We start from the raw sequence: 15,803 nt of genomic DNA, 5'->3' as shown, positions 1-15,803 counted from the left end.
CGTAATTCCCAACCTCATACTGTGTGCTGACGAGGGCAGGGCGTGCTCACGGGCCTGATCGTGGTCGAACGGCCATGGGACCATGGCACGCGACCACGTCACACGAGCCCGTCGTGATAGACCCTGTCCGCATGGATTGGTGCTGTGGCGGGGCCGCTCGGCGGGGTATGATGAGATCAATCGGCATCCGGCGTGGTCAGGCCTGGGATGCGAACACGGAAGACGGACGACGGGGCATGGCCGGCGCGGCTGAACAAGAATCGATTTTCCTGGCCGAGCTCGGTCGGCGCGTCAGGCATGCGCGGACGGTGCGCGGTCTCTCGCGAAAACTCCTCTCCCAGACCTCGGGGCTGTCGGAGCGCTATATCGCTCAGCTCGAGAGCGGGCAGGGCAACGTCTCGATCATCCTGTTGCGCCGCGTGGCGGATGCGATGGGCGTGCGGCTCGACGACATGATCGCGGTCCAGGACACGCCGCCGGATTGGCATGTGATCCGTGACCTCCTCGGCACGGCCTCGGCGGAGCAGATCTCGCTGGCGAAGGGCATCCTGTCCGGTCACTCCCCCGCCAATGGCGAGACGCTCCTGCCTCGGGTCGCCGTGGTGGGCCTGCGCGGAGCGGGCAAATCGACCCTCGGCCGCCGGGTCGCCGAGCGCCTGGGCTGGACCTTCATCGAACTCAACGCCGAGATCGAGCGCGAGAACGCGCTGTCGGTGAAGGAGATCTTCGCGATCTACGGCCAGGAGGGATATCGCCGCCTCGAACAGGCCGCCCTCCGCCGGCTCACCGAACATCCCGGCCCGATGATCCTGGCCACCAGCGGCGGAATCGTCGCGGAGCCCCTCACCTACGATCTGCTCCTGCAGGCCTTCTTCACGGTCTGGCTGAAGGCGAAGCCCGAAGAGCACATGCAGCGCGTGCGCGACCAGGGCAAACTCGCCACCACCGGCGACCATGCCTCGGCCATGCAGGAATTGCGCGCCGTGCTCCTCAGCCGCGAACCCCTCTATGCCCGCGCCCCGGCCGTGGTGGACACGTCCGACGTTCCGGTCGACGAAATGGTCGATCGGCTCGCCGCCGTGATCGAGGCGCGTTTCGGAGCGGTCGATTACCGGCGCATCGCCTGACGCGGCATCGGAATGGTCCACCCCCCTTGATCCGGGGGGTGTGTTTCCCCACGCTATAGGACACGATGAAGGGAACGGAGTGCTCCGTTGCTCTTTGCCCCGAGGGAGAGAGTTCTCCCGTCTTTGTTTCCGGCAACGCCTGTCCCGGCAAGGTCGAATCTGACGGCTCGCGGCGAGCGAGACGTTCGGGTCACCGCTTGCCAAAGACCCCGCGATGCGGAGGAATCCATGTCCGCCAGCCCTTTCCCGAATCCCGCGACAGGACACGAGTCCATTGCCGGGACCGTCGATCCGGTCTGGTCGCGCCTGCGTGGCGAGGCCGAGGCGGTGGTGCGCGAGGAGCCTCAGCTGGCTTCGTTCATCGTTGCGACCATTCTCAACCATGCGACCCTCGAAGCCGCCGTGTCCCATCGCGTCGCCGCGCGGCTGGGCCATGCCTCGCTGCCGGCGGAGCTGGTGGCACATGGATTCTACGAGGCGATCACTGCGGACCCGCGCATCGGCGACAGCTTCCGTGCCGATATCGGGGCGGTGCTCGATCGCGATCCGGCGGCCGGCCGCGCCCTCGAACCCGTGCTCTACTTCAAGGGCTTCCATGCCATCCAGGCACATCGACTGGCGCATTGGTACTGGACCAGCGGACGCCGCGACCTCGCGCTCTACCTCCAGAGCCGCTCCTCCGAAGTGTTCCAGACCGACATCCATCCCGCCGCCCGCGTCGGGCGCGGCATCTTCCTCGACCATGCCACCGGCGTCGTCGTCGGTTCCACCGCGGTCATCGAGGACGACGTCTCGATCCTGCACGCCGTGACCCTCGGCGGCACCGGCAAGCAGGGCAGCGACCGACACCCGAAGATCCGCCGTGGCGTCATGATCGGCGCCGGTGCCAAGATTCTGGGCAATATCGAAGTCGGCGAGTATGCCCGCGTGGCCGCCGGCTCCGTCGTCCTCCGACCGGTCCCGGCACACACCACCGTGGTGGGAGTGCCGGCCCGCGTGGTCGGCACCGCAGGCTGCGCCGAGCCGGCCCGCGCCATGGATCAGTTCGTCAATCTCGATCAGTTCATCCACATGGCCGAGGGGATCTGAACCCGTCCACTCGCGCTTGCCCGTCGCGAAGCGGCATGGCAAGCGGTGCCCATCCCGAGGCACCGGCCCGTTCAAGGCGATCCGGCCTCGACCGACCAGCGACGAAGCGAGAGGCGAAAGCGTGAACAAGACCGACATCACGAAGGTCCAGGACTATATGCGTCGGACGTTCGCCAACACGAACATCCGCATCGTGGCTCGCCCGAAGAAGGACGATTCGGCCGAAGTGTATATCGGCGAGGAATTCCTCGGCGTGGTCTCCGTGGACGACGAGGACGGCGATCGGTCGTACAATTTCGCGATGGCGATCCTCGACATCGACCTCGAAGACTGAGCCCGCGACTGCCGGGCCCGGAAGCCTGATCGCAAGCTTTTTCGGGTGCAGGCTCCTCTGCACGCACGTATTTTGACCTGTGCGTCGGTTAACCCTGACGCCGGGAAGTCCTTAACGTTTCGTAAACCCTCTGGCAGAGTGCGTGCTTAACCCGTCGTTAACGGTCGAGCGTGCGCCATGGACATCAGCCCCTCCGCCATCGAATCGATCCAGACGCTGTGTGTCGGCCTCGCCTTGTCGGGCCTGCTCGCCAGCGCCTTCGAGCTGTTCTCCGACCGTCGCGCCAGTTTCAGCCTGCTCGAGCGCGGCGGCGTCGGTGCCGTGGCGGCCCTGCCGATCCTCGCCTTCGGCGCGCCCTTCATCATTCTCCGCAACACCGTGCGCGGCCGCCGCATCGAGCGCCGCCCGATCCCCTTCGTGATGATCGCGACGATCATCGCCTGTGGCTGGAGCCTGCTCTCGGGCCGCGTGGCCCTCGACCTCGCCCATTTGATCGCCGGTTGAACCAAGCCGGTCTCGCGTCATTCCGCGCCGGGCCATCGGTAGGGTTCCGCTGCGCCGTCTCCGCAGGGAAGGGCCGCTTCGTGGTCCCGATCAGCGGTTGGCGGTGGCGACCGGTGAGGCGACGCCGTTGAGCGAAACCCACGCCATGCTGTCCTGGCCCTCACGCTTGACGTAGGTGTAGCCGGTCCGCGGCGCGGAGAGGATCGCACTGGTCTTGTTGTCGAGGATCAGGTCGCCCTTGTCCGTGCGCACCATCAGCACGGCATGACCCTCGCCGATATCATCGATGACCACGGTCATCCGCAGGGCACGGCGCGGCAGGCCGCGCTCCACCAGCATCCTGCGCTTGAGAAGCTGGAAATCCTCGCAATCGCCGAAACCGTCATCGGGAAAATCCCAGCGGTCGACGACGCCCCAATGCGCCATGTCGGTGATCGGATGGATGCGGCTGTTGACGCGTCGGTTGACGCTGGTGAGCGTCCGCCAGATCGCGGGGTTGAGGGTGATGAAGGCCGGCTGCGACGTGTCGACCGCGCATTCGGCGGGATACTTGGCGCAGAACCCGTTCCAGGCCGCCACCGGCCTGGCACCGCCCGTCTCGCCGACGCTGGTCGCATCGGGAATGGCGGCGACGGGGCGCGCTTGCGTTGCGGCCCCACCAAGGAGCAGGATCGAGCCCACGAGGGACAATCTGGCCGCACGGCCAACCCGACGCCACAGCCCGCTTCCCGAGAAGCTTTCACCGCCGACGCTTCGCAGAACCGCGTGCCGCATTCCGGTCGCCCTGCCATTCGTTGCCGAAGGAAAGAAACTGGCACGCCCGGGGCCGGGGCTCAATCCAAAAGTTAAACCCGAATTAACTTCCCACGCCGGCAGAGGTTCCATGACGGAGAAGTGATGTTTTCAGGCCACCCGAGAGAATCGTTTTATCGATTCGCGGTGGTGACCGGAGATGTCACCCCTCCAAGCGAAACCCAGGCCACGGAATCCTGACTCTCACGTTTGATGAAGACGTAGCCGGTCCGGTACCAGGGCAGGATCTCGCTGGTCTTGTTGTCGAGGATCAGTTCGCCGCGGTCGGTGAGGAGCGTCAGCACGGCGTGACCCTCACCCTTCTCGTCGATGACGACGGTCATCCGCATGGCGCGGCGGGACAGGCCGGCATCGGCGAGGCGCTTGCGCTTGAGGAGCTGGAAATCCTCGCAATCGCCCATGCCGTCCTCGGCGAGGTCCCAGCGGTCCGCTTCACCCCAGTGATCCATGTCGGTCACCGCGCGCAGGCCGGTATTGACCCGGCGGTTCACCGAGACGACGAGGTTCCAGGTCGCGGGCGTGAGGGCGATGCGCGCCGGTTCGTTCGCGTCGATGGCACATTCGGCCGGATAGCGCTGGCAGAACGAGACCCAACCGATGATCGGGCGGGCGGCGCCGAGAACATCGGCGGATTGGGACGGCGAGGGCAGGGCGGCCAGGGTCTGAGCCTGCGCGCTTCCGGCGCCGAGCATCGCGAGCCCTGCGAGCATCCCGAGCAAGAGTGACTTCGTCCGACCCATCGCGACCACCTCGTCCAACGAGGGACACGATGCCGCCACGCTTCCTGTGCCGCGCTGAAACCGATACGCGCAATTTTATCGATTCGGCATCGGGACCGGGCTGCTGCGGGACAGGGCCAACCGCCGGCTGAACCGAAAGCTCGGATTGATGCGACCGGGCTCAGGAAGGCGTAACCATGGCGAGGCGCGATGGGCGGCGCAGCCTCGACCGCGACGATGGCGAGCGCAACGTCCCAGATCGGTCAGGCCTGGGATCGATCATCAGGAATGTCGTCGCGACGGGTCTCGATCACGTCGCCATCGCCGTCCATGAGGACAGCTCGGCCCCGAGCGGACAGGGCTGTCACGGCAATCCCGGACCGGGGAAGCCTCACGCGATCGATTGGACGTCGCCGGGGCCTGAAAGCCCGTCAGCGTCGGGCATACGCCACGGATCGGGACCATCTCCCGCCCCATCTCGGGCGGGATGCCGATCTCAGAGGATCAAGCCGTCATGGAACAGGTCCGGCGAGATCGGGAGCATGAAGCTCACGCCGATGCCGCCCTCGAAATAGCGCACCACACGCCCCGGCGTCCGCCCGACCATGAGGCTCGCTCCGATCGACGGCGTCGTCTGGGTCGAGAGGGCGACGCCCGACATGGAGACGTCGATGATGCGGGCGGCGACCTCGCGCCCGCTTTCCAACTTGAGCACGACACCCGCATGCTGCGGCGTGAGACGCTCGTGGTTGCGCCCTTCGGGCAGGCCGAGAGCCTCGCGGTTGGCGATCCAGGTGAGCTGCGACGCGATCTTGTCGCGCTTGCGCTGGGTGGCGATGAGGCGAACCGCCATGCCGCCGGTGGGGAACCGGGCGATGGTCCCCTCGATGCGCCCGATGCTCTCGAGATACAGCACCACGCGCTCGTCGAGGGCCCCCAGCACCGCACAGGTCAGGCGAACGCCGCCCGGCGACATGTCCACGGTCTGGCACGGGAATTCGCGGCGGTCGGCGAGCATGTAGCGGCCGAGAAGGGCGACCGCGACGCGCTGGTGACGGCGCTGATCCGACGGCCGCAACACGCGGACCGGCTTCGCTTCAGTCTGTGCGAAAGCCTCGATCATCGGATATGTCAGCACTCGGGTTCGGTTGTGTCGAAGGAACCCTACGTGCCGGTTGGTTACGAAAATCTTTGCCGGGGGCAGATGAGTCTCATCACCCGTCCAGTAAAGTCGGATCAGGCCCTTCCGCCGGGATGGACCATGAGATGGCCACGACGCACCGGGACGCTGTCATTGGCCGGTTCCGGCAGGTTCCTGAGGCCGGCCGCGGCTCCGTTCCCGGCGAGATCGATGACGTCGTAGGTCGGGTCGAGCACGCGCAGGGACATCGATTCGAGCCGGACCACCGGCCGAAGTCCGAGCCATTGCGGCACGACCTGCTGGCTGAGGGCTCCGAGCATGCGGACCTGGGTCTGCCCGCGATGACGCAGGGGCAGGAGCAGGAGTTCGAGGTCGATCTGTTCGTCCTCTCGCGTCATCCCGCGCAGGCCGGCGACGAGTCCGACCGTATCGACCGCGACGGTCTCCACGAGACGCCAGGGATCGGCTTGTCCCACACCCCAGATGTCGGCGAAGGCGCTGCCGCGCAATTCCCGTCCGAACAGGGCGCAGACCCGTGTTCCGGCGAGCCGGATCGTCACGGCCGAGCGCGCCATGTCGAGCTCCAGGATGAGGCTCTCCGCCAGGAGGTTGCGGATCTCACCGGGCTCGATCTCGCTCCTCTCCGGCGCGGCACGCGCGCCACGAAGACGGTCCCAGTATTGGTAGAGCATACGGCTGGTCGGATGCTTCATGGTGTCCCGTCGTGGCACGGTCCCGGGGGGACCTGTTCGAAATCGGGCCGTTCCGCTGAGTGCTGGGCACACGATCGGTGTTGGCTACCGAGCCTGCCGCACACCTTATGCCCCTCCAAGGCGACACGCCTCCTTAAGCTTTGGTTAAGGTTAACAAAAGGTGGACGTTGCCGGCAGGCGGCATACGGGCGACACTCCGCTGGTTGATTGAAGCGAGACCGCCTGCGCGGTCGCTCTTCTTGCGAAGTCATCGGAAGGGCGGGGCTCGAACCCGAACGGCCTGCTGGTCCAGGCCGTCACCGTCTCGGCGGATCCTTCGCTTGGGGGAGGGCGTGAAAACGTCCTCCCTTCTTTTTTGGATCCTCCCTTCTTTCTCGCCGCCTCGCGTATTTCGGGAACGATGCCTCTCCCGACAGGCGTCATAGTCGGCCGCTCGCCTGAAATTGCATGGCTCGGGGCTTGCGGCAGCGGCATCCGGCCCGACATGGTGGCGCCATGGATGCCACGCCCGAACTTCCGCGCCAGAGCCGCGTCCCGGTCTTCAACATGCCGGCCGCCGTCACGGCCTCGATCGGCCTGCTGCTCGGCCTTCACGCCCTGAGAGAGTTCGTCCTGCCGGACGAATGGGACATCACGCTCCTCCTCAACCTGGCCTTGATCCCGGCCCGATGGCTCGTCTCGGTGGACCCGGACCGGGCCGCCGAGGTCCTGTCCGCCGCATCCTCGGCCGTCGGCGATACGGCGGTGGTCCAGGCACGCGCGGCCTTCGCCCAGTACGTGGTGGCCAACCCTTCGGCGAGCCTCTGGACCTTCGCCACCTACGCCCTGCTCCATGGCTCGTGGACGCATGTCATCTTCAACGTGGTCTGGCTCGCCGCCTTCGGCTCCCCCGTCGCACGGCGATGCGGCCCCTGGCGCTACGGTCTCCTGGGGCTCATCGGCGCGGTGGCCGGAGGCATCCTGCATGTGGCGATCGATCCGCTGAGCACCGCTCCGCTGATCGGCGCTTCGGCGGGAGTGTCGGCACTGATGGCCGCCGCCGCGCGCTTCGTGTTCCAGCCACCGCCGCCGTTCCTCTCCGGCCAGCCCTGGCAACGCGCCGCGCATCAGCCGCTGCAGACCATTCCCGAACTGCTGAGGAACCGCACGGCGGTGATGTTCCTCGGCATCTGGCTCGTGACCAATTTCGTGTTCGGGATCATCTCGCTGCCGTTGGGAGCCGAATCCTCCACCGTGGCTTGGGATGCCCATCTGGGCGGCTTTCTGGCAGGATTTTTCCTTTTCCCGGTTCTGGACCGTTTAGGGAGCACGAAAGCGTAATTTTTCCGCAGGTTTCCGCATCGGAATACGGGTCTCGTGGGTTGTCTCGCCGAGCCTTGCGTCACACAATTCCGTGATGCGCCGGGGACAACCCGGCCAAGCCGCGGGCCTCCGGCCGGCGCCCAGCACAATACGGGAGACCACGTTCATGACCGTCGCACGCATTCTGGCCGAGAAGGGCGGCTCCGTCGTCACGGTGGAGCCGCAACGGACCCTCGACGAAGCGATTCATCTCCTTGCCGAGAAGCGGATCGGTGCCATCGTCGTGAGCAATGACGAGGGCGCCGTCCTCGGCATCCTGTCAGAGCGCGACATCATCCGCGCCTTGTCCCGCCAGGGGGCCGGCGCCTTCGATGCGCCGATCTCCCAGCACATGACCGCGACGGTGACCACCTGCACCCGCGCCAGCACCGTCGAGGAGGTCATGCAGCTGATGACCGACGGGCGCTTCCGCCACGTCCCCGTGGTCGAGGACGGGCGCCTCGCCGGCCTCGTCTCCATCGGAGACGTGGTCAAACGCCGGATCGCCGCCGTCGAGGCGGAGCATCAGGCCATGCGCGACTACATCACCATGGCCTGACGGATCGACCGATCCGTCCGCATTCGCGCGATTCCTCCCCAGACGCCCGAGGGTGTCTGGGTCTCGCCCCCGCCAACGGACCAGTCCACGGCGTTCCACCAGCGGCGTGACGATGCGGGTTCAGGCCCGCTCAGCCGCCAAGGCGACCAGTTCCCGGATCCGGGGCAGTGCCGCCCTGGCCGATTCCCGCCCGAGGAGAATGGCCTCCTCGGCGCGATGAAATTCGAACAAACCCATCTCGGCGAGGCGCGGAGACAGCATCAGGTCCGGCGGATCGCGCTCCAGCCGCGCCCGCGAGATGCGGTCCTGGGTAATGTTGAAGGCATCGAACATCACCCTTCCCATGCCGGGAGGCCCCGGCTCGCGAGGGGAGGCGGGACGTGAGCCCGCCACGCGCCGGTTGCCGCCGCGCATGCGTCGCAGGAGATCCCAGCCCCGCCGCGACGAGGGAAGGGGCATGGCCGGCGACGCGATGCCCTCGGTTTCCGGCCCGATCACCAATCCCGGCTCGGTGCGCGGGTCGCCATTGAGATTGACGCAGATGACCAGTTCGGCTCCGAGCCCGCGCGCCAGCTTGACCGGAACCGGATTGACCAGCGTCCCGTCCATCATCAGGCGCCCGTCGAGGCGCACGGGCGGGAACAGGCCGGGCAGGGCGTAGGAGGCCCGGATCGCCTCGACCAGGGACCCTCGGGTCAGCCAGACTTCGTCGCCCGAACCGAGATCCGTGGCGACACTGGCGAAACGGATCGGCAGATTCTCCACCCGCCGCGTTCCGAGATCCTCGTCGAGGCGGCGCTTCAACCGCTCGCCGGCGATGAGGCCCGAGCCCAGGCGCAGGTCGAGCAGCCCCATGACCCTGCGCTTCGTCAGCGACAGCGCGAAGTCCTTGAGGAGATCGAGCTTGCCGGCGGCGTAGCAGCCGCCGACCACGGCGCCGATGGAACAGCCGGCCACCATGTCCGGATGGATGCCGGCCTCTTCCAGCACCTCGATCACGCCGATATGCGCCCAGCCGCGAGCGGAGCCGCCGCCGAGAGCGAGACCGATCCGCGGTCGAGGCGGCGGCTGTTCGGCCACGGGCTCGACGCTGCCATGCGGGAAGACCGGACCGCGCGACAGGTGGGACAGCATCCCCTGGCGGTAGAGGGCGACCCCGCGAAAGGACAGCCCATCCCAGGTCATGGCCCGGCGGGCCCGAGCAGCGCCTCGCCGCTCGCCGGATCGAGGGAGACCGCACGATAGAAGCAGGAGCGGCGCCCGGTATGGCAACATCCGCCATCGCCGCCGACCTCGACGGAGATCAGGAGCGCATCCTGGTCGCAATCCACGCGCATCTCGACGACGCGCTGGATCTGGCCGCTGGTGGTGCCCTTGTGCCAGAGTTCCCCGCGCGAACGCGACCAGTACCAGGCCTCGCCGGTCTCCAGGGTGAGCCGCAGCGATTCGGCGTTCATATGGGCCAGCATCAGCACGCGCCCATCATGCGCGTCGACGGCGATGCAGGCGACGAGCCCGTTCGCGTCGAAGCGCGGCGTGAGCCGCGTCCCTTCCTCGATCTCCTTGCGTGGACCCGGCGGGGCGAACCCACCCGGCAGGGGAGAACCTTGGCTCGCCGTCATCGCCGAAGGAGCCCGTGTCAGTTCTTGCTGTTGCGGACGAGGGTGAGGAACCGGACCTGCTCGTTGGCATCGTCCTTGAACGCGCCGCGGAACTGCGTGGTCAGGGTCGAGACGCCGGCCTTCTGCACACCGCGCATGGCCATGCAGAGATGCTCCGCCTCCACCATCACGGCGATGCCGCGCGGCTTCAGGATGCTCTCGATCACGTCGGCGATCTGGGCCGTCATGGTCTCCTGCGTCTGCAGGCGGCGGGCGAAGGTATCGACCACGCGGGCGAGCTTCGACAGGCCGACCACGCCCTTGGTCGGATAATAGGCGATGTGGGCGAGGCCCATGAACGGCACCATGTGGTGCTCGCAATGGGAGTAGAACGGGATGTCGCGCACGAGCACGATGTCGGAATAGCCCTCGACCTCCTCGAACACGCGCTCGAGCAGGGCGTCGGCATCCTGCTCGTAGCCGCCGAAGAGCTGGCCATAGGCTTTCACCACGCGGGCGGGGGTGTCCCGCAACCCTTCGCGGCTCGGATCGTCGCCGGCCCAGCGCAACAGAGTGCGGACGGCCGCCTCGGCCTCCTCGCGGCTCGGTCGGCCGGTGGCGACGGCATCGGGCACGCGCTTGGCCGAGGCGGGCAGAGGCGCGACCTCGGCGGGCGTCTCCACGACGCGGGCATTGTCGTTGCGCATCCCGTTCAGGGGCGCGGGGGCAGCTTTGGCAGTCGGGTCCATTCCCTGATCATCCGTCTCGGTCAGCCGGTAGGACAGGGACTTGAGCGCGGCATCCATGGCATCTCCCGCCCGGGCGACACGGGCCTTCATCGTCGTGCTGTCTGGCTTTGCGTACATCGTCGAGCCATCTCGGTCGCGTTGTCAGCCGCGTTGCCGCAGGCCGGCGCCCGAAAGGTCAGTTTTCCTTGGCCGTGGGCGCGACCCTGGTCGACGAGCCGCCTCCTCGCGAAACGGCACGCTGGCGCCTATATCGTCGTTATCGCGCCGCCGCGCAATGCGGGGAATGCGGATCAGACCACCGAGATCGGAAGCCGGCTCTTTCCGGCAGGACGCGCCCCATGCTCGACGACATCTACAATCGCCGCATCCTCGAACTCGCGGCCGATATCCCCCGCCTCGGCCGGCTGCCCGCGCCGGATGCCAGCGCCACCGCCCATTCGAAGCTCTGCGGCTCGACCGTCACCGTCGATCTCTCGGTGGAGGACGGCACGGTCACCGACTTCGCGCATGAGGTGAAGGCCTGCGCGCTCGGCCAGGCCTCGTCCTCGCTCATGGCCCGCCACGTGGTCGGCGCGAAGGCCGACGATCTGCGGACCTTGCGCGACACGGTGCGTCGGATGCTCAAGGAGAACGGTCCGGCACCGCAGGGCGACTGGGCGGATCTCGTCGTGCTCGAGCCGGTGCGGGATTTCAAGGCGCGCCACGCCTCGACGCTCCTCACCTTCGACGCCGTGGTGAACGCCCTGGATCAGGTGGCCGCCAAGGCGCAGGCCGCCGAATAAAATCATGCCGCGCCACGCACCATGATCCGCCGCGCGGCCCATTGGGCGATCCGGGGCTACCAGCTCACCCTGTCGAGCCTGATCGGCCGGCAATGCCGGCACTGGCCGTCCTGTTCGGACTATACCGACGAGGCGATCCGCCGGCACGGCTTGTGGCCGGGCGGCTGGATCGGATTCTCGCGCATCTGCCGCTGCGGCCCGTTCGGCACCCACGGGATCGACCTCGTCCCCGTGGTCCTGCCGGCGCGATCGGCCTGGTTCGTCCCCTGGACCTATGGGCGCTGGCGCGGGGTGAACGCCCCGCCGTCGCCCTTCGTCTGTGATGCCCCGGAGGGCGATCGCCGTTGACGGTGACGCCTGCGGACCACCCATCTCCAGAACGAGAGAGACGAGGCATGTCGACCCATCTGGCAGACGTCGCCTGGGCCCTGAAGCCCGGCGAGGATTTCGCCGCCGGGCGCTACGGCCGCGGGCACACGGTGCGTTTCGATGGCGGCGTGACGCTCGCCGGTACCGCATCTGAGCACGTCGTCGGGAAATGGGCCGCCCCCGAGGCCGTCGACCCGGAGGAGATGCTGGTCGCGGCTTTGTCGAGCTGCCACATGCTGACCTTCCTCCACGTCGCACGGCTCGCCGGCTTTAGCGTCGCCGCCTATCGGGACCATGCCGAGGGCGAGCTGCGGGAGACGAGCCCCGGCCGTCGCTCGGTGACGCGGGTCACGCTCCATCCTGACATCACCTGGGCCGGCGACGCCCCGGATGCCGGGCGGCTCGCCGAGCTCCACGAGGCCGCGCATGAGGGCTGCTTCATCGCGAACTCGGTCAGGACCGAGGTGGTCGTGGCCGCGCCCCTCAGCCGCCCGCGCCGATCCAGCGCATCACCACCAGCGTGCCCGTGACGGTGAGGGCGCCGCCGATGCGCGGGGCGATCTGAGCGAAGGGCATCAGCGCCATGCGGTTGGCCGGAGGCTGGATCGGGTCTGCCCGGATCTGCCCCTTCGGCACCCACGGCATCGACCTCGTGCCGGAAGCCCTGCAACGCCGCGCCCCCTGGTTCACGCCCTGACGCTCTAGCCGCTGGCGTGGGCCCAAAAGACCGGCCGGACAATCTGGAGACGCCGGGCAGGGCCTGAGCGGGCCTTGATTCGTCAGGCGACCTGCCGGGACGGGACGGAGCCCGACGTGCCGACCTGGACCCGGTTGCGCCCCGTCTGCTTGGCCCGATAGAGGGCGGCATCCGCGATGGCGATCAGGGTGGCGTGTGGCAGGCCGGGATCCGGCACCAGGGCGGCGCAACCGATGCTCACGGTGAGGCCGATACCGCCCGGAGGGCCGTTCGGGACGGGAATGCACGCGGACGCGACGGCGACGCGGACGCGCTCGGCGAGCAGGGCGACCTGCCCGGCCTCGGAACCGCTGAGCAGAATCGCGAATTCCTCGCCTCCGTAGCGGAACGTGGCGGCGGCGCTGCCCGTGGCGGGGCCGATGAGGCTCGCCACGGCGCGCAGACAGACATCGCCGCCGAGATGCCCGTGGGTGTCGTTCAGGCGCTTGAAACAGTCGATGTCGATCATCATCAGGGCGATGGCCGATCCGGCCTTGGCCCCGTCCCGCCAGAGATCCTCCAGGGTGGCGTCGAAGGCGCGCCGGTTGCCGACGCCCGTCAGCCCATCGGTGCCGGACAGGCTCAGCAGGGTCCGGTTCCGCGCCAGCAGGCGCTCCGAGCGCAGGGTGTCGCGCAGGGTCAGGAGGTAGAAGCGCCGCTCGTTGATCTCGTTTCGCAGGGTGGCGACCGTCAGGTAGCCCGCCATGCTGACATTGAGCGTGACCGCGTAGAGGCCGCTTCCGAGGTCGAAGCCCGGATGCAGTACCACGGCGACCGTGGTGAGGATCGCGGCGCCCGCCGCCACGGTGGCGGCCTGCGCCACCGGAAGCGGAAGGGCGATACTGCTATGGACCGTCACCATGGGAATGATGAAGGCGAGCAGGATCGCGCTCGGCGCGCGCGAGAGCAGCATCATGCCCAGCATCGTGCCGATGATCAGGAACAGGAAGATCGTGCTGCCATGGGTGGCCGAGAGGAGCCGCCGTCGCATCAGCGGAATCATGGCCAGGAACAGCGGGGTCAGGACCAGGAAACTCAGGATGCTCGTCGGGACGACGACGTCGGGGATGACGAGGCCGCTGAAGTGGCCGAAAATGTCGAAGAGCAGCATCCCGGCGACGTTGCAGAGGATGTAGCGTTGGATGCGGGCCGGCTCGCAGACGCCCTGGTAGAGGGCCTCGATCTCCGGACCGAAGGCGATCTTCGACCGAGGCCGCCGCAGTTCCGCCTCGACGCGCTCCAGCAGGTGCCCGTCCCCGTCTTCTGCCCACACCGTTTCGGTCGCCATCAGCGCAGGCCCCGCCCGGCCGGCGATGTCCGGAGATCGCGGACCATCCTCGGACCACGCAGCGGGCCCGGACGAGGTTCGAGGGAGACAGGCATCAGCGCACCGGCAAGATCAGGCTGGCCTTAAATGTCGAGGCCACCGTGATCTCATCCGAGATATCTTAAGATTGATTGCGTAAGGACGCCTCGGATACGGCCTAACCTGAATTTCCCGGGACATTCCGGCAGTCCCATCACCGGATTTATCGTCCGGCCGGTGCCGTGGCCCGTCAGGTTCAGCCGGTGGTGAGCCAGCGCATCACCACCAGCGTCCCGGTGACGGTGAGGGCGCCGCCGATGCGGGTGGCGATCTGGGCGAAGGGCATCAGGGCCATGCGGTTGGCCGCCGTCAGGATCGCCACATCGCCGGTGCCGCCCTGGCCGCTATGGCAGGCATTCACGATGGCCGTCTCGATCGGATACATGCCGAGCCGCCGCCCGACCACGAAGCCGGTGGCCATCAGCGTGACCACGGTGGCCACGATGGTGATGAGGTTCGCCAGCGTGAACGCCGCCACCAGCTTGTCCCAGGGCGTCATCGCCACGCCGACGGCGAAGAGCAGCGGGTATGTCATGCTGATCTGCACGAACTTGTAGGCGACGAAGCCGCCGGCCTGGAGGCGCGGCGAGACGGCGCTGCCGAGCTTGGCGAGCACGGCGAGGAACAGCATCGCCACGGGCGCGGGCAGGCCGGTGAGGTGATGGCACATCACGCCGAGCAGGTAGAGCGTCACCGCGGTGAGGGCGGCCGCCCCGACGGTCGCCGCATCCACCGGAATGTCCTCGACCTTGGCGGCGGTGACGTCGTTGTCCCGGTCCGGCTGCAGGCGGCCCTCGCCGGTGAGATGGGGCATCTTCTTCCCCACCGCGTTGAGGGTGCCGGCGAGCACGATCGCGGTGAGGCTGCCGAGCATGACCGGGGGCAGGACCTGCGCGAAGACGTCGCCCTGGGTCTGACCGAGGATCGCCGCGTAGCCGATGGAGAGCGGGATCGCGCCCTCGCCGACGCCGCCGGCCATGATCGGCACGACGAGGAAGAAGAATGTGTTGTAGGCGCCGAGGCCGAGCAGGGTGCCGACGAGCGTGCCGACGCAGGCCGCGACCACGGAGCCGGCCGCCAGCGGCACGAAGATCTTGACGAAGCCCTTGATCAGGACCTCGCGGTCCATGCCGAGGATGCTGCCGACGATGATGGTGGCGATGTAGAGGTAGAGGAAGTTGGTGAACTTGGTGAAATCCGTGATCGCCTTCACGATCGGCGTCGGGATCAGCATGTAATAGACCAGCGCCGAGGGAATGAAGGTCGCGAAGATCGCGCCCGCCCCGATCTGCCGCAGGACGGGCAGGCGCTTGCCGATCTCGGCGCAGGTGAAGCCGCCCAGCACCAGCACCGCGATCATTGTCGGCGCGTCGGGCTTGATCTCACCCTCCGAGGTGAGGACGACGAGGAGGCCCACGAGGATGACGTAGACCGGCAGCGGGATGATGCCGATCTTGAAGTCGACGAGCCGCCACCAGCCCTGCGGCCAGAACCGGCGCGCGGGCGGATTGGCCGCCGGAGCGGATTCGGCGGAAACGGTGCCGGGGCTCGACATGAAGGTTCTCCCGTAAGCCCGGTCGCGCCAGACGCCGGCCTTTCTCGTCGGCCTTTCATGGAGCGGAGCGTGTCGGCGCGAGCGCCCCCATCCCTCACCCCCGAGGCCGTGTGGCGGCAATGGGCAATTCGCGACCGCGCCTTGTCAATTGCGGGGGGTATCACTTTCACCGGATCGTCAGGCGGAGGGCCGGCAGCGCCACGATCGATCACACGCGCAGTCCCCGGATTTCATCCGCCTGCGAAACGGTCTAAACCGCGCCGCACGCGGCGACGCCGCGTAGCGCCTCAAACCCATATCGGCTT

19 protein-coding genes and 1 pseudogene are annotated in these 15,803 nt (G+C 67.7%); 10 read left to right on the top strand and 10 right to left on the bottom strand.

Annotation, left to right across the window (positions count from 1 at the left end; translation table 11 throughout):
- Window positions 1-74: 74 nt before the first annotated feature.
- The 4 genes from A3OK_RS0107350 (at window position 75) to A3OK_RS0107335 (ending at window position 3,054) form a co-directional block, all read left to right on the top strand.
- On the top strand, window positions 75-1,127 hold the full coding sequence (locus A3OK_RS0107350) for a helix-turn-helix transcriptional regulator (RefSeq protein ID WP_348625422.1): 1,053 nt from the start codon (window positions 75-77) through the stop codon (window positions 1,125-1,127).
- A 228-nt stretch (window positions 1,128-1,355) separates the two neighbouring features.
- A complete protein-coding gene (gene cysE, locus A3OK_RS0107345; RefSeq protein WP_019904296.1) occupies window positions 1,356-2,216 on the top strand; it encodes a serine O-acetyltransferase in 861 nt (286 codons plus the stop codon).
- A 121-nt stretch (window positions 2,217-2,337) separates the two neighbouring features.
- Entirely contained in the window at window positions 2,338-2,550 is a 213-nt protein-coding gene (locus A3OK_RS0107340; protein ID WP_019904295.1) for a DUF3126 family protein, read from the top strand.
- A 177-nt stretch (window positions 2,551-2,727) separates the two neighbouring features.
- Window positions 2,728-3,054, top strand: a complete 327-nt coding sequence (locus A3OK_RS0107335; RefSeq protein ID WP_019904294.1) for a hypothetical protein — start codon at window positions 2,728-2,730, stop codon at window positions 3,052-3,054.
- Window positions 3,055-3,144: 90 nt separating this feature from the next.
- On the opposite strand, the gene A3OK_RS0107330 is transcribed toward A3OK_RS0107335, so the two are convergent.
- The 4 genes from A3OK_RS0107330 to A3OK_RS0107315 all read right to left on the bottom strand — a co-directional run bounded on the left by A3OK_RS0107330 (window position 3,145) and on the right by A3OK_RS0107315 (window position 6,440).
- The gene (locus A3OK_RS0107330) at window positions 3,145-3,828 is read right to left on the bottom strand and encodes a transglutaminase-like cysteine peptidase (protein WP_026597025.1); all 684 of its coding nucleotides are present in this window, start codon (window positions 3,826-3,828) and stop codon (window positions 3,145-3,147) included.
- Between the two features lie 152 nt (window positions 3,829-3,980).
- Window positions 3,981-4,607, bottom strand: coding sequence for a transglutaminase-like cysteine peptidase (locus A3OK_RS0107325; RefSeq protein ID WP_036302665.1), 627 nt, complete (start codon window positions 4,605-4,607; stop codon window positions 3,981-3,983).
- A gap of 475 nt (window positions 4,608-5,082) precedes the next feature.
- On the bottom strand, window positions 5,083-5,709 hold the full coding sequence (locus tag A3OK_RS0107320; protein WP_019904291.1) for a PilZ domain-containing protein: 627 nt from the start codon (window positions 5,707-5,709) through the stop codon (window positions 5,083-5,085).
- Between the two features lie 113 nt (window positions 5,710-5,822).
- A complete protein-coding gene (locus A3OK_RS0107315) occupies window positions 5,823-6,440 on the bottom strand; it encodes a PAS domain-containing protein (protein WP_019904290.1) in 618 nt (205 codons plus the stop codon).
- 495 nt (window positions 6,441-6,935) lie between these two features.
- On the opposite strand from A3OK_RS0107315, the gene A3OK_RS0107310 reads away from it, so the two are divergent.
- The gene (locus tag A3OK_RS0107310) at window positions 6,936-7,760 is read left to right on the top strand and encodes a rhomboid family intramembrane serine protease (protein WP_019904289.1); all 825 of its coding nucleotides are present in this window, start codon (window positions 6,936-6,938) and stop codon (window positions 7,758-7,760) included.
- A gap of 148 nt (window positions 7,761-7,908) precedes the next feature.
- Entirely contained in the window at window positions 7,909-8,340 is a 432-nt protein-coding gene (locus A3OK_RS0107305; protein ID WP_019904288.1) for a CBS domain-containing protein, read from the top strand.
- A 120-nt stretch (window positions 8,341-8,460) separates the two neighbouring features.
- Here A3OK_RS0107305 and A3OK_RS0107300 read toward each other — a convergent pair whose 3' ends face one another.
- Genes A3OK_RS0107300 through folE form a run of 3 tightly spaced genes read right to left on the bottom strand, consistent with a single transcriptional unit; the run spans window position 8,461 to window position 10,807 of the window.
- Window positions 8,461-9,474, bottom strand: coding sequence for a patatin-like phospholipase family protein (locus A3OK_RS0107300; protein ID WP_026597024.1), 1,014 nt, complete (start codon window positions 9,472-9,474; stop codon window positions 8,461-8,463).
- Window positions 9,475-9,521: 47 nt separating this feature from the next.
- Window positions 9,522-9,938, bottom strand: coding sequence for a phosphoribosyl-AMP cyclohydrolase (gene hisI, locus A3OK_RS0107295; RefSeq protein ID WP_026597023.1), 417 nt, complete (start codon window positions 9,936-9,938; stop codon window positions 9,522-9,524).
- 41 nt (window positions 9,939-9,979) lie between these two features.
- A complete protein-coding gene (gene folE, locus A3OK_RS0107290; RefSeq protein WP_026597022.1) occupies window positions 9,980-10,807 on the bottom strand; it encodes a GTP cyclohydrolase I FolE in 828 nt (275 codons plus the stop codon).
- 221 nt (window positions 10,808-11,028) lie between these two features.
- Here folE and A3OK_RS0107285 point away from each other — a divergent pair, with 221 nt between their 5' ends.
- The 3 genes from A3OK_RS0107285 to A3OK_RS0107275 are packed head-to-tail and all read left to right on the top strand — an operon-like array spanning window position 11,029 to window position 12,371.
- Window positions 11,029-11,472 carry an iron-sulfur cluster assembly scaffold protein gene (locus A3OK_RS0107285; RefSeq protein ID WP_019904284.1) on the top strand — a complete coding sequence of 148 codons (444 nt, stop codon included), beginning with the start codon at window positions 11,029-11,031 and terminating at the stop codon, window positions 11,470-11,472.
- A 21-nt stretch (window positions 11,473-11,493) separates the two neighbouring features.
- Window positions 11,494-11,820, top strand: a complete 327-nt coding sequence (gene yidD, locus A3OK_RS0107280) for a membrane protein insertion efficiency factor YidD (RefSeq protein WP_019904283.1) — start codon at window positions 11,494-11,496, stop codon at window positions 11,818-11,820.
- A gap of 47 nt (window positions 11,821-11,867) precedes the next feature.
- Window positions 11,868-12,371 carry an OsmC family protein gene (locus A3OK_RS0107275; protein ID WP_019904282.1) on the top strand — a complete coding sequence of 168 codons (504 nt, stop codon included), beginning with the start codon at window positions 11,868-11,870 and terminating at the stop codon, window positions 12,369-12,371.
- Here A3OK_RS0107275 and A3OK_RS24790 read toward each other — a convergent pair.
- A complete protein-coding gene (locus A3OK_RS24790) occupies window positions 12,325-12,426 on the bottom strand; it encodes a 2-hydroxycarboxylate transporter family protein (protein WP_019904281.1) in 102 nt (33 codons plus the stop codon). The genes A3OK_RS0107275 and A3OK_RS24790 overlap by 47 nt on opposite strands.
- A gap of 4 nt (window positions 12,427-12,430) precedes the next feature.
- Here A3OK_RS24790 and A3OK_RS24545 point away from each other — a divergent pair.
- A pseudogene (locus A3OK_RS24545) lies at window positions 12,431-12,526 on the top strand (membrane protein insertion efficiency factor YidD); the annotation flags it as partial.
- Between the two features lie 94 nt (window positions 12,527-12,620).
- Here the strand turns inward: A3OK_RS24545 and A3OK_RS23270 are convergent.
- The gene (locus A3OK_RS23270; protein ID WP_019904279.1) at window positions 12,621-13,865 is read right to left on the bottom strand and encodes a GGDEF domain-containing protein; all 1,245 of its coding nucleotides are present in this window, start codon (window positions 13,863-13,865) and stop codon (window positions 12,621-12,623) included.
- Between the two features lie 274 nt (window positions 13,866-14,139).
- Window positions 14,140-15,498 (bottom strand): 2-hydroxycarboxylate transporter family protein, encoded by a 1,359-nt coding sequence (locus A3OK_RS0107255; protein ID WP_019904278.1) that lies wholly within the window; start codon window positions 15,496-15,498, stop codon window positions 14,140-14,142.
- Window positions 15,499-15,803 lie beyond the last annotated feature (305 nt).

Source organism: Methylobacterium sp. 77 (assembly GCF_000372825.1).
Lineage (GTDB): Bacteria > Pseudomonadota > Alphaproteobacteria > Rhizobiales > Beijerinckiaceae > Methylobacterium.
The sequence above is the reverse complement of the archived record's forward strand: the minus strand, read 5'-3'. Positions and strand labels throughout refer to the sequence as shown.

Coding starts and splice junctions, on each gene's coding strand:
- A3OK_RS0107325 (WP_036302665.1), bottom strand. CDS start 4,607: ATGGGTCGGACGAAGTCACTCTTGCTCGGGATGCTCGCAGGGCTCGCG.
- A3OK_RS24790 (WP_019904281.1), bottom strand. CDS start 12,426: ATGGCGCTGATGCCCTTCGCTCAGATCGCCCCGCGCATCGGCGGCGCC.
- folE (WP_026597022.1), bottom strand. CDS start 10,807: ATGTACGCAAAGCCAGACAGCACGACGATGAAGGCCCGTGTCGCCCGG.
- A3OK_RS23270 (WP_019904279.1), bottom strand. CDS start 13,865: ATGGCGACCGAAACGGTGTGGGCAGAAGACGGGGACGGGCACCTGCTG.
- A3OK_RS0107305 (WP_019904288.1), top strand. CDS start 7,909: ATGACCGTCGCACGCATTCTGGCCGAGAAGGGCGGCTCCGTCGTCACG.
- cysE (WP_019904296.1), top strand. CDS start 1,356: ATGTCCGCCAGCCCTTTCCCGAATCCCGCGACAGGACACGAGTCCATT.
- A3OK_RS0107320 (WP_019904291.1), bottom strand. CDS start 5,709: ATGATCGAGGCTTTCGCACAGACTGAAGCGAAGCCGGTCCGCGTGTTG.
- A3OK_RS0107310 (WP_019904289.1), top strand. CDS start 6,936: ATGGATGCCACGCCCGAACTTCCGCGCCAGAGCCGCGTCCCGGTCTTC.
- A3OK_RS0107335 (WP_019904294.1), top strand. CDS start 2,728: ATGGACATCAGCCCCTCCGCCATCGAATCGATCCAGACGCTGTGTGTC.
- A3OK_RS0107350 (WP_348625422.1), top strand. CDS start 75: ATGGGACCATGGCACGCGACCACGTCACACGAGCCCGTCGTGATAGAC.
- A3OK_RS0107300 (WP_026597024.1), bottom strand. CDS start 9,474: ATGCTGTCCCACCTGTCGCGCGGTCCGGTCTTCCCGCATGGCAGCGTC.
- A3OK_RS0107275 (WP_019904282.1), top strand. CDS start 11,868: ATGTCGACCCATCTGGCAGACGTCGCCTGGGCCCTGAAGCCCGGCGAG.
- A3OK_RS0107315 (WP_019904290.1), bottom strand. CDS start 6,440: ATGAAGCATCCGACCAGCCGTATGCTCTACCAATACTGGGACCGTCTT.
- A3OK_RS0107330 (WP_026597025.1), bottom strand. CDS start 3,828: ATGCGGCACGCGGTTCTGCGAAGCGTCGGCGGTGAAAGCTTCTCGGGA.
- yidD (WP_019904283.1), top strand. CDS start 11,494: ATGATCCGCCGCGCGGCCCATTGGGCGATCCGGGGCTACCAGCTCACC.
- A3OK_RS0107255 (WP_019904278.1), bottom strand. CDS start 15,498: ATGTCGAGCCCCGGCACCGTTTCCGCCGAATCCGCTCCGGCGGCCAAT.
- A3OK_RS0107285 (WP_019904284.1), top strand. CDS start 11,029: ATGCTCGACGACATCTACAATCGCCGCATCCTCGAACTCGCGGCCGAT.